The sequence below is a fragment of the Bradyrhizobium genosp. SA-4 str. CB756 genome, assembly GCF_000473125.1.
Lineage (GTDB): Bacteria > Pseudomonadota > Alphaproteobacteria > Rhizobiales > Xanthobacteraceae > Bradyrhizobium > Bradyrhizobium arachidis.
This window is the reverse complement of sequence record NZ_KI421499.1, coordinates 2,138,931-2,162,984: the sequence shown is the minus strand read 5'-3', so window position 1 is coordinate 2,162,984 and position 24,054 is coordinate 2,138,931. Positions and strand designations below refer to the sequence as shown.

The window sequence follows — 24,054 nt, the reverse complement described above, 5'->3', positions numbered from 1 at the left end:
GCGAAGGGCGTCAGGCCGCTTCGCCCTTTGAGGCATGAGCCTGGATGACGCGCGCGAGTTTGCCCGCGGGCGCGTTGGCGAGCTGAGCCAGCTTGGTCGCCGGGGCCACAAGCAGGCCGACGATCTTGCCGCGCAGTTCATCAAGCGACGGCAGCGAGGCAAGTGCCTTCACGCCGTCGACATTCAGGACGGTCTTCCCCATCGATCCGCCGACGATGACGAACTTTTCGTTCGCCTTGGCGAATTCAATGGCGACCTTTGGCGCCGCTACCGGATCGTTCGAGGTGGCGATCACGGTCGGCCCCTTCAGCATGGGGCCGATGGCAACGACGTCAGTGCCTTCAAGAGCAATTTTGGCGAGACGGTTCTTCGAGACCTTCACCGCAGCGCCCGCCTGCTTCATCTGCTGGCGCAGCTTCTGCATCTGGGCGACGGTGAGGCCGGAATATTGAGCAACGACCGCGACGCTCGTGGTCTTGAAGACCTCATTGAGCTGTTCGACCGCTTCCTTTTTTGCCGCTCGTTCCACAGCAAGCTCTCTCCGGTTGGCGGTCATCGCGAAAAGCGGGACCGCCGGGTTGCACCCATCGTCCCGCCCAAACCTGAACCTCCGGGCCAAAACCCTTCGGACGCGCCGGGCAAGACGACAATTCAAAGCCTGCCCTCCGGGAACCCCTTAGAGGTCCACGGCGTGTCGAGGTCCGAACCAGACCCGTTTCGCAAAGCCAGCCCTTAAAGCTGAGTGCGAAGTGAAATCCGGTCTTCACCCGTCTATGCAGGCCATGCGATTAAGCCGTTGAGAAATCGAAATTCCCCGCGGGCGCCTGCAGTCTTGGACAGGACAAGGTCAGCCGGCGAACCGCCCGACCTCTGCCCGCATCCCTTCCGGCCGACAGTCTTTCCTTCCTTTTCGGGCAAATCCTCGCGGACGTCCTGAAAAGGAATGAGCTCCTGCCGTGTCGGGTTTTCGGAATGCGTGCACGAACGCGCCAGCCGAGGCCGGCACGTCCGGAAGCGGTTCTTTAACCGCTCTCTGCCGGCTTGCCAAGAGCAAAATTCGCACCAGTTCCGATCCGATGCCGGTGGGACTGGAACCCCGCGCCAAAGGCGTGGTCCCGCCGAGGGTTAGCGAAGTCTTTTCGCACAATGCCGCATCGGAATGCACGCCTTACGGATCAGGCAAGGCTTCTCAGCTATGGGTTGAGCTTCGCACCCTCTTCTCCTCCAAGTTCCCTCTGAAGCGCAAATCGACAGGGATCAATGATCCGGCACACCGTCACCCTGCTCCTCGGACTGGCGATCCTCGCGGCGGCCTATTGGGTGCTGGCAAGCTGGCCGATCATCGCGCTGGTCTTCTTCTTCCTCGTGCGGGATGTCGCTGGCGGCCTCAACGTCCTCTGGTTGGCCGTCATCGTCGGAATGATGGCTTTTGGCGCGACCCGAAGACATCCCGGGCTCGTCGCGGCGCCGCTGCTGTTCTTCGCGGCCTGGTTCGGCGTCTCCGTCGTGGACCGCTACAAGGCCGAGGCGGAGACCGATCCGTCCCTTGCCGTCCGGACCATACCGGCGGAACTGAAGGACATCCGCACCGTCACCCTGGTCACCCGCGGGGTCCGGGGCTGCTGCGGACAGGTCTCGCTGCTGGCCGATCATCTGGTCGATCGCTATGTCCATGCCGCCGATGACGAGAAAGGCCATATCGGACCGATCCAGATGACCGAGCTTGCCGCGGCCAAGGATTGCACCGCTGAGGAGCTCCGCCGGTCCGAACTGCTGCAACGCGCCGGCCGGATCGGCGAATGCCTGAAGACAACGACGATCGACAGCATTCCCGACGGGCTCGTAGTTAGGATGCAGCCCAGGCCCTACTATCCCATGGTCGGTTGCTGCACCGTCGGCACGCTCAATGTCCGGCAGAACGGCGAGGAGCGCGTCGCGGCGACCTGGCACTCCGGCCGGCGCGTCGTGCGCAGCTACGCCCCGCTATTCGGGAGGCCGAACGCACCCGATCCGACCGTGTCGGTGTGGTCGGGATTCGCGGGCGGTCCATCGCAGATGGTCTGGATCGGCGGTCCCACCTTCACCGCCGAGGACCTCGCGGCCGCGGCCTACGGCATCGACTGGGCTGCACCGCCGAAGACACCCGACGTCAGCATCGCCGAGCTGATCCGCCGCGCGGTCGAGATTTCCAAGGGCCCCACCCGCACCGCCGCCCTCGACATCGCGCTGGCCGTGCAGGCCAAGGGCGGCGTCAATGACGAGCTGCTCCGCATGATGGCCTCCTTCATCGAACTGTCGAGCAGCCACAGCCCCGCCTATCAATCGATCCAGAAATTCTGGTTCAAGCTTGATCCCGGCCGGCAGCGCCAGTTCATCGACCTGATCGTGGCGCGCATGAAGGACCCGGCCATAGGCTTCGACTACAATCGCGCCGAGCTGCCGTTCCACTGGGATGCCGCGAAATTCCCCGGCATCCCGGATCAGGCGCTGCTCGTCTTTGAGGAACGACGCGACCTGAAGACCTGGCAATATGAGCTGGCGCTGCGGCTCGCGGCCAAGGCCGCCTTCGGATCGGATCAATATGCTGCCGAGCAGCGCCAGCGCTTTGGCTTGATCCGGGACGATTCCAGCGACGCATTCAGCAGCCGCGCGCTGGCGTTCAAGCGCGTCTACTTTCTGGGCAATGACGAGCAGCGCGAATTCTACGCCGACCAGCTCGATCGCGTTCCTGATGCGATGCTCGAACAGTTCCTGATCGCGACCGGCTGGCATCGCAGCCCGCATGAGCCGAACGCGACGGTTACGACCCGGATGCTGCGCGAACGCGCCGCGGCCCGCATCGCGGCGGTGAAAGACGACAAGCTCAGGCGCGATCTCCAGGAGAGATTCCGCCTCGATCGCGCCAGCTAGGTCTTGACCGCGTAAGGCAGCGGCTTGCCCGCGAAGAATGCGGTGAGGTTCGCCAGCACGCAGTTCTGCATGGCGACGTGCGAGTCCAGGGTATGGCCGCCGATATGCGGGGCGAACACGACGTTGGGCAGCGCGGTCAGCGCGTCGGGGGCGTGCGGTTCCTTCTCGAAGACGTCGAGGCCGGCGCCGGCGATGGTCTTGTCGGTGAGCGCCGCGACCAGGGCCTTCTCGTCGATGACAGAGCCGCGGGAAATATTGACGACATAGCCATCCGCGCCGAGGCGCTTCAGGATATCGGCGTTGACGACGTGCTGGGTCTCGGCCCCTGCCCGGACCGCGATCATCAGCACGCTGCACCAGTCGGCCAGCGCCTCCAGCGACGGGAAATACTGATACGGCAGATCGTATTGGGTGCGGCTGAAATAACCGACCTCGCTCTCGAAGGCGGCGCAGCGCGCGGCGATCTTGCGGCCGATCTCGCCCATGCCATAGACGCCGATGCGGCGGCCGGGCATGCCGGCCTGCGGCCGCATCATCGGCGACTGTTTTGACGCGGCCCAGTCGCCGCTGCGGACATATTGGTCGGCCACCAAGATCCGCCGCGTCGTCGCCAGCATCAGGGTCATCGCGATGTCGGCGACCGAGGCGGCATTGGCGCCCGGGCTGTGACCGACCGCGATGTTGCGGCTAGCTGCCGCCTTCAGATCGACACCGTCATAGCCGGTACCGTAGCAGACGATGGCGCCGAGCTTCGGAAACAGGTCCATCGCCTCCGCGCCAAGCGGCGAGCCGCCAGCGGTCAGCATCGCACGGATGCCGCCGAGCTCGTCGGCCGGAAACACCTCGTGCGCCGGCTTGCCACCGGTGTCGAGCAGCTCGAACTGCTCGGCGAAGCGCGCCATCATCGTCTTCGGAAAGCGCGAATAGATCAGGACCTTGTCAGCCATTGTTCTTGTTTCCGGTGAATCCCGCAGACAAACGAAAGGGGCGGAATCGGTTGCCCAATTCCGCCCCTCGCCTCATGCAATTTCCAAACCTCAGCCGAGAATAGTGCCCGGCTCGACCTTCACGCCCGGGCCCATCGTCGAGGACACCGCAACGCGCTGGATGTAGGTGCCCTTGGAGCCGGCCGGCTTCGCCTTCGAGACAGCATCGGCCAGAGCCTTGATGTTCTCGACCAGCTTCTCCTCGGAGAACGAGGCCTTGCCGACGCCGGCCTGCAGGATGCCGGCCTTCTCGACACGGAACTCGACCGAGCCGCCCTTGGCACCCTTCACCGCACCGGTGACGTCCATGGTCACGGTGCCGATCTTCGGGTTCGGCATCAGGCCGCGCGGGCCGAGCACCTTACCGAGACGGCCGACCAGCGGCATCATGTCCGGGGTGGCGATGCAGCGGTCGAAATCGATCGAGCCGTTCTGCACCTTCTCGACCAGATCCTCGGCGCCGACGACGTCGGCACCGGCGGCCTTGGCTTCATCGGCCTTGGCGCCGCGGGCGAACACACCGACGCGGAGCGTACGGCCGGTGCCGTTCGGCAGGGTCACGACGCCGCGGACCATCTGGTCGGCGTGACGCGGATCGACGCCGAGATTGATCGAAACCTCGATGGTCTCGTCGAACTTCGCTTTCGCGCGCTCCTTGACCATCTTGATGGCGTCCGCGAGCGGGTAAAGCTTTTCGCGGTCAATGCCTTCGCGGGCTTTGTTCAAACGCTTTCCGATTGCCATGACCGCTTACCCCGCAACTTCCAGACCCATCGAACGGGCGGAGCCCTCGACCATCTTCATGGCCGATTCGATGGTGTCGCAATTCAAGTCCTTCATCTTCTTCTCGGCGATCTCGCGCACCTGCGCCTTGGTCACCTTGCCGGCCTTGTCACGGCCCGGCGCCTTCGAGCCGGACTGGATCTTGGCGGCCTGCTTGAGGAAGTAGGACACCGGCGGCGTCTTCATCTCGAAGGTGAAGGAACGGTCCGCATAGATGGTGATGATCACCGGGATCGGGGTGTTCTTCTCTTCCTTCTGGGTCTGGGCGTTGAACGCCTTGCAGAACTCCATGATGTTGAGACCGCGCTGACCGAGCGCGGGACCGATCGGGGGCGAAGGATTCGCCGCACCGGCCGGGACCTGAAGCTTCAGGTATCCGGTCACTTTCTTTGCCATGTATCACTCCTGTTGTGCCGGCTAGGCCGGCGGTTTCAGGTTCGTGGTCTGGGTCGGATGCGGCTGGCAACCGCCCTCTCCCTCCCACGGCCTCTCTTTGCGCAAGACCTTACGGCTTTGCGCGCTACCCGATCAGACCTTCTCGACCTGACCGAATTCCAGTTCGACCGGCGTTGCGCGGCCGAAGATCGACACTGCGACCTTCACGCGCGAGCGCGCCTCGTCGATTTCCTCGACCACACCCGAGAACGAGGCGAACGGGCCGTCGGCCACGCGCACGTTCTCGCCGATCTCGAACGACACCGACGCCTTCGGCCGTTCCACGCCCTCCTGCACCTGGTGCAGGATGCGCATGGCCTCGGCTTCCGAGATCGGCATCGGCTTGTTTTCCGCGCCGAGGAAGCCCGTGACCTTCGGGGTGTTCTTGATCAGATGAAACGCCTCGTCGGTCAGCTTCATCTTCACCAGCACGTAGCCCGGGAAGAACTTGCGCTCGGCGTCGATCTTGCGGCCGCGGCGCACTTCCGTGACCTTCTCGGTCGGAACCAGCACCAGCTCGAACAGCTCCTCGAGCCCGCGCTGCTTGGCCTGCTCGCGGATCGATTCGGCGACCTTCTTCTCGAAGTTCGAATAGGCGTGGACGATGTACCAGCGCTTGTCGGTCAATTGAGCGGTTGCTGTTGCCATCAGTGAATGCCCAAGAGGAAGGTGATGAGATAGCGGATGATCTGGTCGGCGGCGAAGAAGAAGACCGAAGCCACGGCGACCATCACGAACACCATGATGGTGGTGATCGTGGTCTCACGACGGGTCGGCCAGGTGACCTTGGCGGTCTCCGAGCGCACTTCCTGCAAGAACTTGAACGGGCTGACTGCCATCGCTTGAATGTCCAACGTCCGTCGCCAGACGCGCATGAATTTCGGGGACCCGAACAGCCGCCGTTGGCCCAGCCCTCTGTCGCGAAGGATGAGCCGGAAACCGGGCTCGATTGTTCGGGGATTTAAAGCCGCGCCGGATATCCGCATCTCAACGGGCCGGCTGCGAGTGCCGGGTAGATACTGCGGATGGGGCCAAAGGTCAAGGTGTGGCCGAGCCCGGATGCCCGCGGCAACCGCGCGCGGACCTGATCCGGATCAATGGGTTACCCGACCTGCCTCTATCCTGATTGGCTGGATGGACTGGCAGGAGTGGCAGGGCTCGAACCTGCGACCCCCGGTTTTGGAGACCGGTGCTCTACCAATTGAGCTACACTCCTACGGACCCTCGCGTCGCCACGCGGATCAGGGGCGCTTTCAAGCACAGGGGGCGGCTGGTTTGCAAGGGTGAAGCGCGCTGGCTTCGCTTGTTTGTGCCGCGCCTTCTGGGTCACAGTCCGTTCCCGATAATAATGTCCCCCGGGAGTGACCATGACCGCGACTGCCGCCGCCCGCCCCTCGACCGCGCCGAAAACCCCGCCTCTGCCCGAGGCCAAGCCCGAGACGCTGGGCCTGTCGCGGCCCCGTCTCCAGGCGATGTCGGATGCGTTCAAGCGCGAGATCGACAAGGGAACCGTGCCCGGCGTGACTGTGCTGGTGGCGAGGGGCGGCCAGGTCGGCTGGTTCGAGGCGCTCGGCAAGCAGAGTCCGGCGGGGTCCGCGCCGATGGCGCTTGATTCGATCTTCCGCATCTTCTCGATGACCAAGCCGATCGTCTCGGTCGGCATCATGGCGCTGGTCGAGGACGGCCATCTGCTGCTCGGCGATCCCGTTGCCAAGTTCATCCCGGAGTTCGCCGATCAGAAGGTCGCCGTCGTCAGCGGTGGCAAGCTGGAACTGGTTCCGGCCCGGCGGCCGATGACGGTGCAGGATCTGCTTCGCCACACCTCGGGCCTGACCTACGAGCACCAGGGCGACGGCCCCGTGCACAAGCTCTACCAGGAATCCCGCGTCCGCAGCCGCAAGATCACCAATGCCGAGCACGCCGCGCTGGTGGCGAGCTTCCCCCTCGTCTGTCAGCCCGGCGACGAGTTCAACTACAGCCGCTCCACCGACATCCTCGGCCGCATCATCGAAGTCATCAGCGGCAAGTCGCTCGGCGCGTACCTCGCCGAACGCATCCTCGCGCCGCTTCAGATGACCGAGACCGGCTTCTCGACCGCTGAGACCAATGCCAACAGGCTCGCCGAGGCTTTCGCATCCGATCCCTGGACCGGCGACAAGGTCGCGCTGTTCAACATGCTCGAGCAGCCGGTGATGGAATCCGGCGGCGGCGGTCTGGTCTCGACCACGATGGATTATGCCCGCTTCGCGCTGATGCTGCGCAATGGCGGCACACTCGACGGCAACAGGATCATCGGCCGCAAGACGCTGGAGCTGATGGCATCAGATCATCTCGGGCCTGATGTCGTTACCAACGGCACTCTGCTCTCGCCCGGCCACGGCTTCGGCCTCGGCTTCGCCGTCCGCCGCGAGGCCGGCATCGCGCCCTTCCCCGGTAGCGTCGGCACCTATTTCTGGAGCGGCATTGCGGGCACGTTCTTCTGGATCGATCCGAAGGAGGATCTGTTAGCGGTGTTCATGAGCCAGGGCCCGGGACAGCGTGATTTTACGCGGACCTTGGTGCGCGATCTGGTTTACGCGGCGGTGGAGTGAAGGGGCGCCGCATCTCCACCCTCACTGTCATGCCCCGCGAAGGCGGGGCATCCAGTACTCCGCGGCAGCAGTTCGTTCACACCATTTCCGCTGCGGAGTACTGGATCGCCCGCCTTCGCGGGCGATGACACCTGTTGTTGGGTCAGCTGCGTGGCCCTTCCCGCTCTATCGCGTCAACTGATCGTCGCACCGCCGTCGATCACCATGGTCTGGCCGGTCATGAAGTCGCCGGCCTTTGAGCCCAGGAACACGGCGGCGCCCGCGATCTCGTCGGGGATGCCGATGCGGAGCAGCGGCGAGCGCGAGGTCGAGGCCTTCAAATTCTCCGGATTGTCCCACAGCGCCTTGGCGAAATCGGTCTTGATCAGGCCGGGCGCGATGCAGTTCACGCGGATGTTGTGCTTGCCGTATTCGCAAGCGAGGTTGCGCGCGAGCTGCATGTCTGCGGCTTTCGAGATCGCGTAGGCGCCGAGGATGGTCGAGCCTTTCAAGCCGCCGATCGAGGAGACGATGATCACCGAGCCGTCCTTGCGCTCGATCATCTGCGGCACCACCATCGAGATCAGCCAGTTGTTGGCGACGATGTTGTTGTCGAGAATTTTTCTGAACTGATCGTCGGAGATGCCGGCGAGCGGACCGTAATACGGATTCGACGCGGCGTTGCAGACCAGCACGTCGATCTTGCCGAAGGCGCGGTTGCTCTCGTCGACGAGGTTTTGCAGATTCTCTTTCGATGAGATGTTGGCGGCGATCGCGACCGCGGTGCCCTTGCCGTACTTGTCGTTGATGTCTTTGGCGACCTGCTCGCAGACGTCGGCCTTGCGCGAGGAGATCACGACCTTGGCGCCGTGCTCGGCCATGCGCTCGGCGATCGCAAGCCCGATGCCGCGCGTCGATCCCGTGATGACGGCGACTTTCCCCTTCATGTCGAACAAGGTCATGCTTTCCTCCCAAGGTACGATTTGATTTGGCCTGAAGTCTACGCCGCGTCCGCTTGCGCGGACAGCGGTCTCAGGCGAGCTTCTTGACTTCCGGTCCCGCCGGCTGATGCATCGCCGCGTGCGCATCGTCCGCGATCCACGGCTGCTGGTTCACCATCGGCAAGCGCCAGACGCTGCGCTCGGGGCTGGCGAAATAATCGAGCCGCGTCACCGAGACGTTGTCGATATCGAATGCGAGCCCTTGCTCCGGCAGGTCGCCGAGCGCAAGGCCGACCGCCGCCTTGATGGTGCCGCCATGGGCGACCGCGATGATATCCTGGCCAGCCGCCTCATTGTTGATCCGCTCGATGGTGCGGCGCGTGCGGTTGTAGAGATCCATGAAACTTTCGCCGCCGGGTGCCGGCTCGTTGATGTCGGCGAACCAGCTCGTGCCGACCGGGCGGCTGGCGACGAACTCGGCGCGGTTCATGCCCTGCCATTTCCCGAGATTTTGCTCGGCGAGATCCGCCTCCCACTTCATCGACGCCGGCTTCGGGAAGCCCGCCGCCCAGATCGCTTCGGCGGTCTGGTGCGTCCGCATCAGATTGCTCGAATACCAGACCGCGTGACGTGGCAACACCTTGGCAACAGCGTTGAACACATAGGTGTCGCTGGTGTCGCAGGCGATATCGCTCTGCCCGTAGATGTTGCCGCCGTCATTGCGCACCGGCGCATGACGAACCCACCACCACCGCGTCGTGACGACCTTCTTGCCGGAGCCGGACATCATCGAAACCCTTCCATCCCGTGTGATGTCGCTGTACGTCAGTAGCGAACGTGTCTCAAGACACTTTACCGTTTCAAATTCTGTTTGAAATTCCGTCGCGCGGCAAGCGTCGTGCACGAACCCAGGGAGAAGCGCATGGGCCGCCTGCAAGGCAAATCCGTCATCATCACCGGCGCCGGCAGCGGCATCGGCCGCGCCGCCGCACTCCTCTTCACCAAGGAAGGCGCAAGGCTGATCGCAGTCGATCGCACCGAGGCGGTGAAGGAGACCGTCGACGAGGTGAAGAAGGCCGGCGGTGTCGCGGAAGCGATGGTCGCGGATGCCGGCTCCGAAAAGGACGTCATCGCGGTGATCGACAAGGCCGTGAAGACGCATGGAAGGCTCGACGTGATCTGGGCCAATGCCGGAGTCTCCGGCGGGCTCGTTCCGCTTGCCGAGCAGACCGTCGAGCACTGGCAGGAGATCTTGCGCATCAACCTGATCGGGCCGTTCCTCGCGGTGAAGTACGCGATGCCGCACATGGTGAAGCAGCAGTCCGGCGCGATCGTGCTCACGGCGTCCGTCGCGGGCCTCAAGGCCGGCGCCAGCGGTCATCCCTATGCGGCGAGCAAGGCCGGCGTGATCTCGCTGGTGCAGACCACCGCCTATTCGCTCACCGGCACCGGCGTGCGCATCAATGCGGTGTGCCCCGGCCTGATCGAAACCGGCATGACCAAGCCGATCTTCGATCGCGCCAAGGAGCGGGGGACTCAAGACAAGATCGGCCAGCTCAATCCGCTGAAGCGTCCGGGCCAACCGCATGAGCTCGCCGCGATGGGGCTCTTCTTGGCGAGCGACGAGGCCTCGTATGTGAATGGGCAGGCATTCCCGGTGGACGGCGGTCTGACGGCGTCGATGCCGTATACGGGTAAGCCGGTTTAACAAGGACAGTCTCGTGTCCCTGACGCGGTGCGGCGCCATAAGCGCGTTCACGCGCGTCTTCGACGCGCTATGGTGCCGCTCCGCAGAGCCGGGACCCAAAGTGCCACAAGCATGGGCCCCGGCTCTGCAGCGCACCGCTGAAGAAGCGCTGCGCTGCGTCCGGGGCACGAGACCTGAGTTTTCGTCCACACCTTGTTCCAACATCGTCATTGCGAGCGCAGCGAAGCAATCCAGAATTATTCCGCACTGGCAGTATCCATTCCGGCATCCTGAGGTGCGAGCGTAGCGAGCCTCGAAGGATGAACGGCCTAGGTGCAGCTGGGCTGTCGCCCTTCGAGGCCTCCGCTTCGCTTCGGCACCTCAGGGTGACGGTCACGGGGTGGTGCTCGCCGCAACGTTAGCATTTCGATCTTCAATTGCAGACACACCTTCGCATCCTCGCGGCGCATTTCGCCCGAGCTTTGCCTCGATACCTCACCCTCGATTGAAAGAGGGCGCAGGGAAGACCAGGTGCCGGCCGGGCACCCACGGTCCACTGTGCGAAAGGTGGCAACAAAGAATTTGCACAGCGGCATACAGGTGAAGCCAAACATCCGGCCTTCCCTGCGCAGTGGTTGGAACGGCTTATGTCGTGCGCTCCCCGGGGAGCGATGCACTATTGCCCCCGTCGCCGTGCAGATGACTGATGCGCGTGCCCGGTCGGGCCGCCACATCACCGCAAGACTTGGCGCACAGACCCCGGGCGCCAGGACCACACGATTTTGCCGTACGTGAACCACATCTGTCGCAGGCGCGAGGTCTTCGCTCACGGTTGCCCGCCCTGCGAAGCTTTTCGCGCCGATGTGGCCCACGCCCACCGCCGCCCGGTCCACGTTCGTGACGATCGCGATACGCCCCTCTTCCTTGGGCCGGGTTGCGGCGACACATACGCGATTTCCGAATTTCGGTAAAGTGGAATATTTTTGGCGCGCGGCGTTGACCGATGGTTTGGGTGTTTTGCCCGACGGGCAACGCAAGATCTCGTAGCCCGAGGCCTTGTAGCCCGGATTGCGCGGAGCCTGTCATCGGGCGCGCATTCGCGCGACCCGTTGGCTCCATCCGCGCTACGGAACCTCCGTGTTGATTTGCTCATTGGACCTTCACGTTGGTATGGTTCATGCAAGCAACTTCAGCCTCTCCAATCCCCGACAAGAAAAGACAATGCCGAACCCGATCTTCCCGAGCTCCAGAGCCGATCGCATCCGCCACCTCCTCGCCGACCTCGTCGACTTCGACACGATCAGCGATCGCACCAATTTGCCTTTGATCGCCCACATCGAGAGCTATCTCGCCTTCCTCGGCGTCAAGGGCGAGCGCATTGTCGACGAGACCGGGCAGAAGGCTTCGCTGTGGGTCACGATCGGGCCGGAGGATCGCCCCGGCCTCGTGCTGTCCGGCCATACCGACGTCGTGCCTGTTATCGGCCAGGACTGGAGCCACGATCCGTTCAAGCTGGTCGAGCGCGACGGCAAGCTCTTTGGCCGCGGCACCACCGACATGAAGGGCTTTGTGGCGGTGTGCCTTGCCATGGTGCCGGAGATGCTGGAAGCCAAACTGAACACGCCGATTCATCTCGCGATCTCCTATGACGAGGAGATCGGCTGCGTCGGCGTGCGGCCGATGCTGCGCGAGGTGGCAAAGAAGAAGGTCAGGCCGCTCGGTGCCTTCATCGGCGAGCCGACCCACATGCAGGTCATCATCGGCCACAAGGGCAAGCACGGCGTGCGCGCCACGTTCCATGGCCTCGCCCGCCACTCCTCGATCGCGCCCGACGGCGTCAACGCGATCGAATATGCCGCCGAGCTGATCGTCGAGATCCGCCGCCGCGCAGAGAAGCTCGCGGCCGCGCGGTCGTCGGACAGCCTCTACGACGTTCCGCATTCGACGCTGCTCACCAGCATCGTGCATGGCGGCGCCGCGCTGAACATCGTGCCCGACACCTGCACGGTGGATTTCGAATGCCGCGGCATCGGCATCACCGAGTCGCGCGAGGTGACGGATGCGATCGTCGCCTGGGCCAAGGCCGAGCTCGAGCCGGCGATGAAGGCGAGGAATCCCGAGTGCGGCATCGATTTCGAGGAGATCCTCGACTATCCCGCGCTCGACACCGCCGCCGACGCCGGCATCGTCACGCTCGCCAAGAGCCTTGCGGGGCGCAACGACCACGCCAAAGTCGCCTTCGGCACCGAGGCGAGCCTGTTCGCCAGCATGGCCGATATCCCGTCGGTGGTGATCGGCCCGGGCTCGATCGCGCAGGCACACACGCCGGATGAGTTCGTGGAGATGGCGGAGCTGGAGAAATGCGCAGGCTTCGTCGAGAGATTGATCGCGCATTGTGCGAAGGGGTAGCCGCAAGCGACCCTGCCGTAGGGTGGGCAAAGCGAAGCGTGCCCACGACTCTACTATCATCGCGAGGAAACCGTGGGCACGGCGCTGCGCGCTTTTGCCCCCTACAAGAGCGACGCGCCTCAGCGCTCCTGCAAGGCCAGCCTGATGCCGACGGCGCAGTAGATGGTGCCGACCACCTTGCCCTGCCATTTCACCACCGCGGGATGACGGCGCAGGAGATTGCCGAGACGGCCGGCACCGACGGCGAACACGACGGTGCTGAGCAGGCCGAGCAGCACGAAGACGACGCCGAGGATGGCAAGCTGAAGCGCGGTCGCGCCGTGCTCCGGCTTCACGAATTGCGGCAGGAACGCCAGGAAGAACAGCGCGGTCTTGGGATTGAGCACTTCGGTCAGGACGGCCTGCCGGAAGGCGCGGCCCGCGCCGATCGCCGGCGCGCCTCCGTTCAGCTCGATCGGCGCCTTGTCGAGCATGGCGCGAATGCCGAGATAGACCAGGAACGCCGCGCCGGCATATTTGACGATGCTGAACAGCAGCGCGGAGGTCGCGATGATCGCCGACAGCCCGACGATCGCCATCGAGGTGTGGATCAGATCGCCGGCCGCAATGCCCGCCCCCGTCGCGATGCCGACCTTCGTTCCCGAGCTTGCCGCCCGCGCCATGGTGAGCAGCGTCGCCGGGCCCGGGATGAAGACGAAGCCGAGCACGATGAGGATGTAGGTGATGAGGGTCGCGTGGTCGATCATGTGATCAGCATTTCTTTCGCGAGTGTCCCTACGAAGCCGATGTCATGCTCCGCGAAAGCGGGGCATCCAGTACGCCGCGGCTTTTCGGCTCAAGCACTGCTGCCTCTGGCATACTGGATTGCCCGCTTTCGCGGGCAATGACACTGAGCTTGTGGAAACAGCAGCGCACCAAAGCAAAAGGCGCGGCCATCAGCCGCGCCTTTGTCGTTCCTAAACCGCGCCCGCCTTCTGCGCGTACTCCCATGACGCTTTCGACAGCGGCACGGTGCGCTTGGCAGATTCGAGCGCCTTGGCGTTGGCGGCGGTGCCGTCGCGGATGCGGCCGGCGATACCTTGCGTGATCCCTGCGAGGCGGAAGAGATTGTACGAAAAATACCAGTTGAGATCGGGCACGCTCATCCTGGTGACGTTGCAATAGATCTGCGCCGCCTCTTCCAGGCTCGGGATGTTGAGCGCCTTGATGTCGACGCCCTGCAAGCCCGGCATGATCCACTGCATGAGCAGATAGGTGAAATCGGCCATGGGATCGCCCAGCGTCGACAGCTCCCAATCCAGCACGGCCTGCACGCGCGGTTCCGTCGCGTGGAAAATCATGTTGTCGAGGCGATAGTCGCCATGGACGATCGAGACGCGCGCCTGCTCCGGCACGGTCTTGGGCAGCCATTCGGCGACCTTCTCGAACTCCGGAATGTGCTGCGTCTCGGACGCCCGATACTGCTTGGTCCAGCGGTCGATCTGCCGCGCAAAATAATTGCCGGGCTTGCCGAAGTCGCCGAGCCCGATCGCGACGGGATCGAACATGTGCAGCTTGGCCAGCGTCTCGATCTTGCTGGTGAAGATCTTTCGCCGCGCATCGGCGTCCTGGCTCGGCAGCGTCGGATCCCAGAACACCCGCCCCTCCTCCATCGACATGATGTAGAAGGCAGCGCCGATCACGCCGTCGTCCTGGCACAGCGCGTAGGCGTGTGCGACCGGAAATCCCTGCTTTCCAAGGGCCGCGATCACGCGATATTCGCGATCGACCGCGTGCGCCGACGGCAGCAATTTGCCAAACGGCTTTCTGCGCATCACGTAGGAACGCTTCGGCGTGTTGAGGCGATACGTCGGGTTGGACTGGCCGCCCTTGAACTGGAGCACGACCAGCGGGCCTTCAAAACCCTCGACGTTCTCGCGCATCCACGCCTCGAGGCGCAGCTCGTCGAAACGATGCCGCTCCTCGACCGGCTTGGTGCCCGAGAACTCTTCGTCTTTCCTGACGCCGTCAGCCACGGTGACGCTCCCTCTTCAGTCGGGACATGATCCTAATCGGTAACCGCTGACGCACTTGCGTCAAGCGGTCACCTCGATCGTGCCCTGTCGTTTCTTCAAGTCGGGAGCGCCGCTTTGGCTCTCCCTCTTAATGACTGGGAGAGTTTGCATACTTCCGAAGTTCAAGTCTGGCAATGGCGCGATTGTGCACCTCGTCCGGACCGTCGGCGAGACGGAGCGTGCGGATATGGGCGTAGTCCTTGGCAAGGCCCGCTTCATCCGAGACGCCGGCACCGCCAAAGGCCTGGATCGCCTGGTCGATGATCTTCAAGGCCATGTTGGGACCTGCGACCTTGATCATGGCGATCTCGAGCTGCGCGGTCTTGTTGCCGACCTTGTCCATCATGTCGGCGGCCTTGAGGCACAACAGGCGGTTCATCTCGATGTCGGTGCGGGCCTCGCCGATGCGCTGCTCCCACACACTGTGCTCGATGATCCTCTTGCCGAACGCGGTGCGCGAGGCGAGCCGCTTCACCATCTTCTCCAGCGCCTCCTCGGCCTTGCCGATGGTGCGCATGCAGTGATGGATGCGGCCGGGGCCGAGGCGGCCCTGCGCGATCTCGAAGCCGCGGCCTTCGCCGAGCAGGATGTTCTCCTTCGGCACCCGCACGTTCTGGAGCAGCACCTGGGCATGGCCGTGCGGCGCGTCATCGAAACCGAACACCGGCAGCATCTTCTCAACCTTGATGCCGGGCGTGTCGAGCGGAACCAGGATCTGCGACTGCTGCTGGTGCTTGGCGGCCGACGGATCGGTCTTGCCCATCAGGATCGCGATCTTGCAGCGGGGATCGCCGACGCCGGACGACCACCACTTGCGGCCGTTGATGACGTAGTGGTCGCCATCCTTTTCGATCCGGGTCTCGATGTTGGTCGCGTCCGACGATGCGACCGCCGGTTCCGTCATCAGGAAGGCCGAGCGGATCTCGCCGTCCATCAGCGGGCGCAGCCATTTGCGCTTCTGTTCCTTGGTGGCGTAGCGGATGAACACTTCCATGTTGCCGGTGTCGGGCGCGGAACAGTTGAACACCTCGGAAGCCCAGGTGATGCGGCCCATCTCTTCCGACAGCAGCGCGTATTCGAGATTGGTCAATCCCGCGCCGCGGAATTCGTCGTCCTCATGCTCGCTCGGCGGCATGAACATGTTCCAGAGGCCTTCGGCCTTCGCCTTCTTCTTGAGGTCCTCGAGGATGGGGATCACCTTCCAGCGCTCGCCGCTGCGATCCTGTTCGTCATAGATCGGCACCGCCGGACGCACGTGCTTGGCCATGAAGGACCGCACGCGGTCGAGCCATTCCTTCTGCTTCGGCGACAGATCGAAATCCATGGGACGCTCCTCGTTTTTCTCTCACTGGTCGTTTTGCGCCGGACTGTCCTCCCGCCGCGCACGGCCCGCAAGCGCGACTTGCGGGCGTTTCAGTGGAACCGGCCCGCGAGTTGCGAACGAGTCCCGATTGCGGATTGACTTTTCCCGGCCTTCAAACGATAGTTTCATACAACTGTTTGAATTGCAACTCCCGACGCCTCGTGCCTCGCACGTCATTCCGGGGCGACGCGAAGCGTCGAACCGGGAATCCAGAGATTGCGGCGCGGGATTCCGGGTTCGCGACTGCGCCGCGCCCCGGAATGACGAGGTCCAAGCCATGGCCAGCGATCACACCAGGTCCGCCATTCTCGCCGCCGCCGAACGGCTTTATGCCGACCGCGGTTTTGGCGACGTCACATTGCGCGACATCGTCGCGGAGGCCGGGGTCAACCTCGCCGCGGTGAACTATCATTTCGGCTCGAAGGACGAGCTGATCGCGGAGCTGTTCGTCACCCGCTCGATCGCGACCAACCGCGAGCGTCTGCGCGAACTGAAGGCGGCGGAAGAGCAAGGCGGCGGCCGCGCACCGATCGAGGTGATCCTGCATGCGCTGGTCGGCCCGACCTTGCGCGGCTGCCTCGGACCCGAGAACCAGCGCTCCACCGCGGCGCGCTTCATGATCCGCGCCTCGATCGAATCCGTGCCGCCGATCCGCCGCATCAAGAACCGCGAGATCGACCATTTGCGCAAATTCGCCGGCGCGATGCGCCGCTCCCTGCCCGACCGCAGCGAGGTCGAGATCTATTGGGGCCTGAACTTCGCACTCGCGATGGCGCACCACACCATCCGCGAGAGCGAGCGGCTGACGAAGCTGTCGGAAGGTAAATGCGATCTCGACGACGTCGAGGACGTGGTGGAGCGGGTCGTCAGCGTCGCGACGATGGCGCTGACGGCGGGACGGACGGAGGCGAAGGCGCCGGCGAAGATCGCTGCGCGCTAAACTCTCGTTTGACGCGTTTTCTTTACGCGAACCGGCATCCACTTCGCTCGAAAACGCATTGATCCTCACATCATCGCGATGCAGTCGATCTCGACGTCGAAGGGGCCGAACCATTCCGGCGTGCAGACGAAGATCCGCGCCGGCGGATCATTGGGGAAATAGCGGGCATAGACCGCGTTGAACGCGGCGAAGTGTTTGGTCGAGGTGCAGTAGACGTTGCACTTCATGACGTTGTCGAGCGAGGCGCCGGCCGTCTCGAGGCACAGCTTCATCTGCTCCATGATGATCTCGCTCTGCCGCTCGATCGGCATCTCCGCAAGCTCGCCGGTCTCGGGATCGAACGGCGGCAGGCCGGCGACGAAGATCATGTTGCCGGCGCGCGTCACCGGCGAGGTCGGCGCCTTCCAGCGATCGAGAAAGGACGAGATCGGTTCGACGCGGAGCGCTTCGCGTTTCATGGACCACCTTCGGTTCGAGCGAGACTGGTGCCTGACTACATTATTCTGCAGCCAGCATGTTTCGCTTCTGATCGAAGTGTGGCGGCGGGTTAGCCCCGCTGCGGCATCTCCTCGGCCTCTTCCTTGGCGAGCAGCAGCAGCATCTCGATGCCCATCTCGCCTTCCTGCGGCGAGCGGATGAACTTGATCTCGTCGGCGCTCTGTCGCAGCGCGGCGATGATGGCGACGGCCTGATTGGCGGTGGCCGCCTCGGTCGCCAGAATTGCCTTCTGGTCCTTGGCCTGGAACCCGATCGTATAGGACATGCGCTTCCCTCCCGACTTACGGGAGGAGATCAGACTCGCGCGCGAAGCGGAAGCCTGTGCGACTACGGACCGGGTTTATCTGGGGATTGCGCGCAAGCTCTACGCAAGGCCCGGTCTGCGCCACACTGAGGTCACCAATCCATGCTCAACATTCCGGCGCCGGCGTCGTGCTACGCTAGGCCCAGCATCGCGCGCGCGTCCTGCGCGGTCGCAACGCTCGCGCCGAGGCTTTTTAGAATGCCGGCGGCGTGCGCGACCAGCTCGGCATTGGTCTTCGCAAGCACGCCCTTGGACATATAAAGATTGTCCTCCATGCCGACGCGGACATGGCCGCCGAGCAAATAGGCCTGCGCAACCATCGGGAACTCGGCGCGGCCGATACCGAAGCCGGACCAGATCGCGCCCGGCGGCAGCAGGCTGCGGGCGTAGAACATCGTCTCCGGCGTCGCGGAGAAGCCGTATTTGACACCGAGCACGAGCGAGAACAGGCCCGGCCCCTTCAGCGAGCCATCAGCGAGCATGTCGCGCGCCAGATGACAGTCGCCGGAATCGAACAGCTCGATCTCCGGCAGCACGCCCGCCGCCTTCATCCGCTCGGCCATGATCCGGACGTTGCGCGGCGTGTTGATCACGACCTCGCCGCCGGAATTCATGGTGTTGAGGTCGAGCGTGCAGATGTCGGGCTTGATGAGCTCGATATGCGCGACGCGCTTTTCAGGTTGAAGCAGCGTGGTGCCGGGGGCGGCGACACGAGGATCCTCGACCGAGGGCACGAAACGGCCGCCGGGACCAGTGGTGAGGTTGATGATGAGGCTCTTGTTGCGGGCGCGGATGCGATCCACGACATCGCGGTAGAGATCGATCTCCATCGATGGCCGCCCCGTCGCGGGATCGCGCACATGAATGTGCGCGATGGCGGCGCCGGCGTCGGCGGCTTCCAGCGCCGAGGTCGCGATCTGCTCGGGCGTGATCGGCAGGTACGGCGACTGCTCGGGCTTTGTCAGGTTGCCGGTGATGGCGCAGGTGATGATGGTTTTGCCGGTCATAAAATCAGATGATCCCCTGCTTCTTCAGCTCCTCGATCTTCCCCGCATCATAGCCGAGCTTGCCACCGAGGATTTCCTGGGTGTGCTCGCCGAGCAGCGGCGGGGCGCGGTAGGTCTCGATCGGGGTCTCCGAGAGGGTCAGCGCGTTGCGGATCAGCGACAGATCGGGCTCGAAGGGATGGTCGACCTTCACGCGCATGCCGCGCGACTGCACGTGCGGATCGGAGAACACCTGCTCGAAATTGTTGATCGGGCCCGACGGCACGCCGGCCTCCTCCAGCTTCTCCAGCCAGTACGCCACCGGCTTTTTCAGGAACAGGCCGGCGAAGATCGCCATGATCTCCTTGCCGTGCACGACGCGGTCGTTGTTCTTGATGAAGCGCGGATCGGTGGCGAGCCCGGGCTCGCCGAGCACGGCGCATGTGCGCTGGAACTGGCCGTCATTGCCGACCACCAGCATCAGTTCGCCGTCGGTGCAGCGGAACACGCCGGCCGGCATGCCGCCATTGCCCCAGGTGCCGCGGCGCGGCGGCATCTTGCCGTTGACGAGGTAGATCTGCAGCCAGTGCGACAACGAGGCGATCACGGTGTCGAACAGGCAGACGTCGATGTGCTGCCCCTGCCCGCCATTGACGTCGCGATGGTAGAGCGCCGAGAGGATGCCGATCGAGGTGTTCATGCCGGTCATGTAGTCGACGATGGAGGGGCCGACCTTCATCGGCCCCTCGCCCGGCTCGCCGTCGATATGGCCGGTGACGCTCATCAGGCCGCCCATCGCCTGGAGGATCGCGTCATAGCCGGCGCGCGGCGCGTAAGGGCCGGTCTGGCCGAAGCCGGTCACCGAGCAGTAGATGATCTTTGGGTTGATCGCCTTGATCGTCTCATAGTCGAGGCCGTAGCGCTTGAGATCGCCGACCTTGTAGTTCTCCATGAAGACGTCAGCGTCCTTGGCAAGCTCGCGGATGATCGCCTGCCCTTCCGGCTTGGCGATGTTGACGGTCACCGATTTCTTGTTGCGGTTGGCGCAAAGGTAGAACGAGTTGTTGTTGTTGGCCTTGCCCTCGGGATCGGTCAGGTAAGGCGGGCCGAAGGCGCGCGCGTCGTCGCCGGTGCCCGGCCGCTCGATCTTGATCACCTCCGCGCCGAGATCGCCCAGCATCTGGGCCGACAGGGGGCCGGCAAGCACGCGGGTGAGGTCAAGGATCTTGATGCCTGAGAGCGGCAAGGCCGACATGTAAGTTTCCTCCGGGAACTGGTGTTGGCGCGGCGGCTCGAGCCAGGCCGCGCTCCCTGCGGATACACCATTTTCGTTCCCCGAGCACTGCGCTCCAGGCATACGGCCATCCCCGCCCCGGCGGCAGCGAATTTCCGCGCCGCGAAGATAGCCTCAGGTCGCGACCGCCGCAGCCACCTGCGGCCTTCGCCGGCCGAGCAGCACCAGGATCAGCACCGTGGCGCAGGAGAACACGAAGGTGAGACCGAGCGCGCCGCGGCTGCCGAACTCGGTGAGCAGGCCGGCCAGCAGCGGCGGCGAGATCGCCGAGGCAAGATTGAGCGGCAGCGCGATCATCGACATCGCCTTGGCGAATTCCGCCTGGTCGTAGAACACCAGCGGGATCGTCGCCCGCGCCACTGCCATCGCACCACTGCCGGCGCCATAGAGCAGGATGAAGACCGCGACCGCCCAGGTCGCCCCCTCGCTCAGCATCAGGAGCAGCATGGCGACGGGCAGCGCCGTACCGGCGACGAGCCCGGTCGTGATGCCGTCCCAGCGTCCGCCGCCGAGGAAGTCGAGCCCGCGGGCGCTGACCTGGATCACGCCCAGCATGGACCCGAACGCGATCGCCTGCGCCGGCGCCAGTCCCTCCGCCCGCAGCAGCTCGATGAACACGGCGCTGAGGCCGAAATTGACGAAGGCATTGAGCGTGATCGCAGAGACCACGAGGCCGAACGTGCTGCGCGCAATCCGCGGCGCCTCCGCGCGCTTCGCCGGCGCAGCACCGTCGTCCTTCGCGACGGTCTGGCGCGGTGCTGCGAACGCATAGAGCGGCAACGACACGAGGATCAGCATCGCGGCATAGACGAGGCAGGTCCCGCGCCACCCGAGATGGCCGCTGAGGAACGACGTGGCCGGCCAGAAGATGCTGCTGGAAAGGCCCGTCACCAGCATGAGCGCGCCGATCGCGCTCTTGGCCTGCCGCCCGGCGATCTCGTTCAGCATGATATAGGCGCCGGTCGAGAGCGTGGCGCTGCCGGCGACGCCGAAGATGGTCCAGGCGGCGAAGTAGAGCACCGGCTCGCGCGCGAAGGACAGCAGCACGAATCCGGGCACGGTGAGGACCGTCCCGACCATCATGACCTTGCGCGCGCCATGCCGCGCGAATGCCTTGGCAAGCCAGGGCGCGCACAGGCCCATCGTGACATAGAGAACGGAGGTGCCCCCGAACACCGCCGGCAGGCTCATGCCGAGGTCAGCCGCAAGATCGCGCCCGACGATGGCGGGAAGCCCGATCGTCCCCCATCCAATGAGTTGGGTGATCGCCAGCACCAGCAGGACGCCGATGAGCCTGCTGTCAGATTTCAAGAACCGCATTCCAACCGTCGCCTGCCCGGCAGGCGCCGATCACGCCTGTGACGCCCGTCTTACCCGGAGACTCAGCGCGGGGGAACGCCAGCCGCCGAATGGCAGAATGCAGCCGGGAGCATGTCAGCAGGAGGCAGTAGCCCCTACCCCGCGAGCCCGAGCAGGGATCGCGCCTCGGCCGAGGTCGCGACGCGCCGGCCGTGGCGCGCGACAGCCTCACAGGCGACGGTCACGAGCTCGGCGTTGCTGGCGGCCAGGCGCGTCTTGTCGATCCTGATATTGTCCTCGAGCCCGGTGCGGACCGCATCAGCGCCTCGCGCGAGTGCCCAGCCCATGACCTCGGCCTGGTGGCGCCCGATCCCGGCCGCGGTCCACGTCGCCTTCGGAATCAGCCGTTTCAACTCTCCCAGAAGGATGTCGAGCACGTGCTCGTCAGCCGGCATGGCGTTCTTGACGCCCATGACGAACTGCACATGCGGACGCTGGTCCATCAGCCCCGCCTCGATCAGGCGGCGAGCTCCATGCAGATGCGACAGATCGAAGATCTCGATCTCCGGCCGGATGCCATTCGTCTTCATGCCGGTGGCGAGGGTCTCGACCAGGGCGGCGCTGTTCTCGTAGACGATCGTCGGAAAGTTCACCGAGCCCGTGGACAGCGAAGCCATGTCGGGCTTCAGATAGAGCGACGATCCGCGCGCCGAGGGATCGCGGCCTCGCCCGCCGGTCGAGAACTGAACGATCATTCCCGGGCAATGCTTTTTGATGCCCTCCTGCACGAGGGCAAAGCGCTCGGGGTCGGAGGACGGCGTCTCGTCATCGTTGCGAACATGGATGTGGGCCAGCGTAGCGCTGGCCTCGAAGGCTTGTTGCGTCGATTCGATCTGTTCCGACGGCAGGATGGGCACCGCCGGATTGTCTTTCTTGCGCGGAACGGAGCCGGTGATAGCGACAGCAACGACGACGGGGTTCATCCCTTGACCTCATGATGATCGCGCTCGCGCGCAGAAGGTTCGAGTGGGCAATTACGTAATGCGTCGAGCCTGCCGCTGCAAACATCATCGCTCGCAGCGGCATGGCTCCTTACACTCTTCAGGTCGGAATTGCGGCCGCACCGCCCGCCGCCTCCGCGCGCTGCCGCTCATAATCGGCCCGCGGCATCGGCACGGCCTTGGGATTGCCGAGATCGTCGATGCTGATCCGGTAGGTTTCCCGCGCGGTGACCGCCGCCAGCGCCGCGATGACCGTGATGCCGAAAGCGATCGCCCCGACCGTCAAGGGAATGTTGGCCGAGCCGGGAGGCGCCACGGTCGCGAACAAGGCCGGGAGCAACGCGGTGATGGTCGTGCCGATGTTCTGCGAGATCGCCATTGCCGACACGCGGGTGCGGGTCGGAAACAGCTCCGGGTAGAAGCTCGGGAAGATCGCGTTGTAGCCCTGGTAGACGACGCCCCACATCAACAGCGACAGCAGGATCGCGAGCGGCACGTTTCGGATGCTGATGGCATAGAGGTAGCCGAACGCGAGCAGACCGGAGAGCAGCGCGCCCACGATGATCGGAGGCTTGCGGCCGACCTTGTCGGAGAGATGGCCGACGAAGGGAATGACGAACACGGCCAGCATGTTTCCGAGCACCGGGATCCAGAGATAGACGTCCTTGGCGAAACCGATGCCGTAGGCGGGCTGCACCGCGTAGGCCGCACCGAAGATGGTCGCAACGACGGGGATGACGTTCATCAGCGCCATGCAGATGACCCTGAGCATGTCGCGCCAGCTCAGCTTGATGGCCTGGACGATGGGCGCCCGCGGCGTTTCCCCCCGCTCGCCCTCGCGGGCAAAGGCCGGGGTCTCGTCGACTTCGCGGCGAATGATGTAGCCGGCGACGATGACGAAGAAGCTGAGCAGGAACGGGATCCGCCAGCCCCAGCTGTTGAAGGCTTCGGTCGGCATATAGGCCGCCAGCGGCAGGAACACGGCCGCCGCCAGGATCTGTCCGGCCTGCACGCCCTGGAGCGCGAAGCTCGCATAGAAGCCGCGCCGTCCGAACGGTGCGTGCTCCAGGATCATCGAGCTGGCGCCGGAGATTTCACCGGCCACGGCAAAACCCTGCACGAGGCGGAGGATGACGAGCAGGATCGGCGCCAAGATGCCGACCTGCTGATAAGTCGGCAGAAGCCCCACCGCCATGGTCGAGATGCCCATCAGGAACATGCAGACGATGAGCACGGTCTTGCGGCCATGGGTGTCGCCCCAATGTCCGAGCACGAAGGCGCCGATCGGCCGGGCCACGTAGCCGACGCCATAGGTCGCCAGCGATGCGACGATGGCAACCGTGGGATTGTCCGACGGGAAGAAGATTTGCGGGAAGATCAGCGAGGCGGCGGTGGCGTAGATGAAGAAGTCATAATATTCGAGAGCCGAACCGATCCAGCCGCTGGCAGCGGCCTTCCTGGACTGACTCGTCTGACGGGTCGCGGTCATCTCAAAATTCCTCCACTGGGTTTTTCTGACGTCCCGCTGCCGGGCTTCTTGGAGCAATTGGGCAGCACTCTCCGCCCGCTCTGCGAAAGCTTCGCGAGCGCTTGT

The 24,054-nt window shown here is 64.4% G+C and carries 23 protein-coding genes and 1 tRNA gene; 5 read left to right on the top strand and 19 right to left on the bottom strand.

Translation table 11 applies throughout. The features are described 5' to 3' along the window. Positions 1-10 precede the first annotated feature (10 nt). Positions 11-529, bottom strand: coding sequence for a 50S ribosomal protein L10 (gene rplJ / locus BRAGE_RS0110760; protein WP_018322254.1), 519 nt, complete (start codon positions 527-529; stop codon positions 11-13). Between the two features lie 731 nt (positions 530-1,260). Between rplJ and BRAGE_RS0110755 the strand changes: the two genes are divergently transcribed. Then, the gene (locus tag BRAGE_RS0110755; RefSeq protein WP_027564415.1) at positions 1,261-2,910 is read left to right on the top strand and encodes a hypothetical protein; all 1,650 of its coding nucleotides are present in this window, start codon (positions 1,261-1,263) and stop codon (positions 2,908-2,910) included. On the opposite strand, the gene BRAGE_RS0110750 is transcribed toward BRAGE_RS0110755, so the two are convergent. The 6 genes from BRAGE_RS0110750 to BRAGE_RS0110725 form a co-directional block, all read right to left on the bottom strand. Beyond that, entirely contained in the window at positions 2,907-3,857 is a 951-nt protein-coding gene (locus BRAGE_RS0110750) for a 2-hydroxyacid dehydrogenase (protein WP_027564416.1), read from the bottom strand. The genes BRAGE_RS0110755 and BRAGE_RS0110750 overlap by 4 nt on opposite strands. A gap of 90 nt (positions 3,858-3,947) precedes the next feature. After that, entirely contained in the window at positions 3,948-4,640 is a 693-nt protein-coding gene (gene rplA, locus BRAGE_RS0110745; protein ID WP_035729586.1) for a 50S ribosomal protein L1, read from the bottom strand. A gap of 6 nt (positions 4,641-4,646) precedes the next feature. After that, positions 4,647-5,075: a 50S ribosomal protein L11 gene (gene rplK / locus BRAGE_RS0110740; protein WP_027564418.1), complete on the bottom strand. Its 429-nt coding sequence runs from the start codon at positions 5,073-5,075 to the stop codon at positions 4,647-4,649. A 132-nt stretch (positions 5,076-5,207) separates the two neighbouring features. After that, positions 5,208-5,762: a transcription termination/antitermination protein NusG gene (nusG, locus tag BRAGE_RS0110735; RefSeq protein ID WP_027564419.1), complete on the bottom strand. Its 555-nt coding sequence runs from the start codon at positions 5,760-5,762 to the stop codon at positions 5,208-5,210. Next, a complete protein-coding gene (secE, locus tag BRAGE_RS0110730; RefSeq protein ID WP_027564420.1) occupies positions 5,762-5,953 on the bottom strand; it encodes a preprotein translocase subunit SecE in 192 nt (63 codons plus the stop codon). Before secE ends, nusG begins: the two co-directional genes overlap by 1 nt. A 301-nt stretch (positions 5,954-6,254) precedes the next feature. Next, positions 6,255-6,330 (bottom strand) — tRNA-Trp (locus tag BRAGE_RS0110725). A gap of 151 nt (positions 6,331-6,481) precedes the next feature. Between BRAGE_RS0110725 and BRAGE_RS0110720 the strand changes: the two genes are divergently transcribed. Further along, the gene (locus tag BRAGE_RS0110720; RefSeq protein WP_027564421.1) at positions 6,482-7,705 is read left to right on the top strand and encodes a serine hydrolase domain-containing protein; all 1,224 of its coding nucleotides are present in this window, start codon (positions 6,482-6,484) and stop codon (positions 7,703-7,705) included. Positions 7,706-7,878: 173 nt separating this feature from the next. Here BRAGE_RS0110720 and BRAGE_RS0110715 read toward each other — a convergent pair whose 3' ends face one another. Beyond that, positions 7,879-8,646: an SDR family NAD(P)-dependent oxidoreductase gene (locus tag BRAGE_RS0110715; protein WP_027564422.1), complete on the bottom strand. Its 768-nt coding sequence runs from the start codon at positions 8,644-8,646 to the stop codon at positions 7,879-7,881. A gap of 70 nt (positions 8,647-8,716) precedes the next feature. Beyond that, positions 8,717-9,412, bottom strand: coding sequence for a histidine phosphatase family protein (locus BRAGE_RS0110710; RefSeq protein ID WP_027564423.1), 696 nt, complete (start codon positions 9,410-9,412; stop codon positions 8,717-8,719). Between the two features lie 135 nt (positions 9,413-9,547). Between BRAGE_RS0110710 and BRAGE_RS0110705 the strand changes: the two genes are divergently transcribed. Next, positions 9,548-10,333, top strand: a complete 786-nt coding sequence (locus BRAGE_RS0110705) for an SDR family NAD(P)-dependent oxidoreductase (protein ID WP_027564424.1) — start codon at positions 9,548-9,550, stop codon at positions 10,331-10,333. A gap of 1,200 nt (positions 10,334-11,533) precedes the next feature. After that, positions 11,534-12,721: an acetylornithine deacetylase gene (gene argE, locus BRAGE_RS0110700; RefSeq protein ID WP_027564425.1), complete on the top strand. Its 1,188-nt coding sequence runs from the start codon at positions 11,534-11,536 to the stop codon at positions 12,719-12,721. Positions 12,722-12,840: 119 nt separating this feature from the next. Here the strand turns inward: argE and BRAGE_RS0110695 are convergent, their stop codons facing one another. The 3 genes from BRAGE_RS0110695 to BRAGE_RS0110685 form a co-directional block, all read right to left on the bottom strand. Then, positions 12,841-13,467, bottom strand: coding sequence for a LysE family translocator (locus BRAGE_RS0110695; RefSeq protein WP_027564426.1), 627 nt, complete (start codon positions 13,465-13,467; stop codon positions 12,841-12,843). 210 nt (positions 13,468-13,677) lie between these two features. Then, positions 13,678-14,736 (bottom strand): phosphotransferase family protein, encoded by a 1,059-nt coding sequence (locus BRAGE_RS0110690; RefSeq protein ID WP_027564427.1) that lies wholly within the window; start codon positions 14,734-14,736, stop codon positions 13,678-13,680. A 127-nt stretch (positions 14,737-14,863) separates the two neighbouring features. Beyond that, positions 14,864-16,099 carry an acyl-CoA dehydrogenase family protein gene (locus tag BRAGE_RS0110685; RefSeq protein ID WP_027564428.1) on the bottom strand — a complete coding sequence of 412 codons (1,236 nt, stop codon included), beginning with the start codon at positions 16,097-16,099 and terminating at the stop codon, positions 14,864-14,866. Positions 16,100-16,415: 316 nt separating this feature from the next. Here BRAGE_RS0110685 and BRAGE_RS0110680 point away from each other — a divergent pair, with 316 nt between their 5' ends. Beyond that, positions 16,416-17,078 (top strand): TetR/AcrR family transcriptional regulator, encoded by a 663-nt coding sequence (locus tag BRAGE_RS0110680; protein WP_027564429.1) that lies wholly within the window; start codon positions 16,416-16,418, stop codon positions 17,076-17,078. Between the two features lie 65 nt (positions 17,079-17,143). Here BRAGE_RS0110680 and BRAGE_RS0110675 read toward each other — a convergent pair whose 3' ends face one another. The 7 genes from BRAGE_RS0110675 to BRAGE_RS0110645 all read right to left on the bottom strand — a co-directional run bounded on the left by BRAGE_RS0110675 (position 17,144) and on the right by BRAGE_RS0110645 (position 23,949). Further along, positions 17,144-17,536: a RidA family protein gene (locus tag BRAGE_RS0110675; protein ID WP_027564430.1), complete on the bottom strand. Its 393-nt coding sequence runs from the start codon at positions 17,534-17,536 to the stop codon at positions 17,144-17,146. A gap of 89 nt (positions 17,537-17,625) precedes the next feature. Then, the gene (locus BRAGE_RS0110670; protein ID WP_027564431.1) at positions 17,626-17,841 is read right to left on the bottom strand and encodes a hypothetical protein; all 216 of its coding nucleotides are present in this window, start codon (positions 17,839-17,841) and stop codon (positions 17,626-17,628) included. 170 nt (positions 17,842-18,011) lie between these two features. After that, the gene (locus BRAGE_RS0110665) at positions 18,012-18,887 is read right to left on the bottom strand and encodes a 3-keto-5-aminohexanoate cleavage protein (RefSeq protein WP_027564432.1); all 876 of its coding nucleotides are present in this window, start codon (positions 18,885-18,887) and stop codon (positions 18,012-18,014) included. 4 nt (positions 18,888-18,891) lie between these two features. Further along, the gene (locus BRAGE_RS0110660) at positions 18,892-20,121 is read right to left on the bottom strand and encodes a CaiB/BaiF CoA transferase family protein (RefSeq protein WP_027564433.1); all 1,230 of its coding nucleotides are present in this window, start codon (positions 20,119-20,121) and stop codon (positions 18,892-18,894) included. Positions 20,122-20,274: 153 nt separating this feature from the next. Continuing rightward, a complete protein-coding gene (locus BRAGE_RS0110655) occupies positions 20,275-21,480 on the bottom strand; it encodes an MFS transporter (RefSeq protein ID WP_027564434.1) in 1,206 nt (401 codons plus the stop codon). 134 nt (positions 21,481-21,614) lie between these two features. Continuing rightward, positions 21,615-22,442, bottom strand: a complete 828-nt coding sequence (locus BRAGE_RS0110650; RefSeq protein WP_027564435.1) for a 3-keto-5-aminohexanoate cleavage protein — start codon at positions 22,440-22,442, stop codon at positions 21,615-21,617. A 118-nt stretch (positions 22,443-22,560) separates the two neighbouring features. Further along, the gene (locus BRAGE_RS0110645; RefSeq protein ID WP_027564436.1) at positions 22,561-23,949 is read right to left on the bottom strand and encodes an MFS transporter; all 1,389 of its coding nucleotides are present in this window, start codon (positions 23,947-23,949) and stop codon (positions 22,561-22,563) included. Positions 23,950-24,054: the final 105 nt, after the last annotated feature.

Excerpts from the sequence above, each read along its gene's own strand:
- BRAGE_RS0110755 (WP_027564415.1), top strand. The coding sequence starts at position 1,261 with ATGATCCGGCACACCGTCACCCTGCTCCTCGGACTGGCGATCCTCGCG.
- BRAGE_RS0110750 (WP_027564416.1), bottom strand. The coding sequence starts at position 3,857 with ATGGCTGACAAGGTCCTGATCTATTCGCGCTTTCCGAAGACGATGATG.
- rplA (WP_035729586.1), bottom strand. The coding sequence starts at position 4,640 with ATGGCAATCGGAAAGCGTTTGAACAAAGCCCGCGAAGGCATTGACCGC.
- rplK (WP_027564418.1), bottom strand. The coding sequence starts at position 5,075 with ATGGCAAAGAAAGTGACCGGATACCTGAAGCTTCAGGTCCCGGCCGGT.
- nusG (WP_027564419.1), bottom strand. The coding sequence starts at position 5,762 with ATGGCAACAGCAACCGCTCAATTGACCGACAAGCGCTGGTACATCGTC.
- secE (WP_027564420.1), bottom strand. The coding sequence starts at position 5,953 with ATGGCAGTCAGCCCGTTCAAGTTCTTGCAGGAAGTGCGCTCGGAGACC.
- BRAGE_RS0110720 (WP_027564421.1), top strand. The coding sequence starts at position 6,482 with ATGACCGCGACTGCCGCCGCCCGCCCCTCGACCGCGCCGAAAACCCCG.
- BRAGE_RS0110715 (WP_027564422.1), bottom strand. The coding sequence starts at position 8,646 with ATGACCTTGTTCGACATGAAGGGGAAAGTCGCCGTCATCACGGGATCG.
- BRAGE_RS0110710 (WP_027564423.1), bottom strand. The coding sequence starts at position 9,412 with ATGTCCGGCTCCGGCAAGAAGGTCGTCACGACGCGGTGGTGGTGGGTT.
- BRAGE_RS0110705 (WP_027564424.1), top strand. The coding sequence starts at position 9,548 with ATGGGCCGCCTGCAAGGCAAATCCGTCATCATCACCGGCGCCGGCAGC.
- argE (WP_027564425.1), top strand. The coding sequence starts at position 11,534 with ATGCCGAACCCGATCTTCCCGAGCTCCAGAGCCGATCGCATCCGCCAC.
- BRAGE_RS0110695 (WP_027564426.1), bottom strand. The coding sequence starts at position 13,467 with ATGATCGACCACGCGACCCTCATCACCTACATCCTCATCGTGCTCGGC.
- BRAGE_RS0110685 (WP_027564428.1), bottom strand. The coding sequence starts at position 16,099 with ATGGATTTCGATCTGTCGCCGAAGCAGAAGGAATGGCTCGACCGCGTG.
- BRAGE_RS0110680 (WP_027564429.1), top strand. The coding sequence starts at position 16,416 with ATGGCCAGCGATCACACCAGGTCCGCCATTCTCGCCGCCGCCGAACGG.
- BRAGE_RS0110675 (WP_027564430.1), bottom strand. The coding sequence starts at position 17,536 with ATGAAACGCGAAGCGCTCCGCGTCGAACCGATCTCGTCCTTTCTCGAT.
- BRAGE_RS0110670 (WP_027564431.1), bottom strand. The coding sequence starts at position 17,841 with ATGTCCTATACGATCGGGTTCCAGGCCAAGGACCAGAAGGCAATTCTG.
- BRAGE_RS0110665 (WP_027564432.1), bottom strand. The coding sequence starts at position 18,887 with ATGACCGGCAAAACCATCATCACCTGCGCCATCACCGGCAACCTGACA.
- BRAGE_RS0110660 (WP_027564433.1), bottom strand. The coding sequence starts at position 20,121 with ATGTCGGCCTTGCCGCTCTCAGGCATCAAGATCCTTGACCTCACCCGC.
- BRAGE_RS0110655 (WP_027564434.1), bottom strand. The coding sequence starts at position 21,480 with ATGCGGTTCTTGAAATCTGACAGCAGGCTCATCGGCGTCCTGCTGGTG.
- BRAGE_RS0110650 (WP_027564435.1), bottom strand. The coding sequence starts at position 22,442 with ATGAACCCCGTCGTCGTTGCTGTCGCTATCACCGGCTCCGTTCCGCGC.
- BRAGE_RS0110645 (WP_027564436.1), bottom strand. The coding sequence starts at position 23,949 with ATGACCGCGACCCGTCAGACGAGTCAGTCCAGGAAGGCCGCTGCCAGC.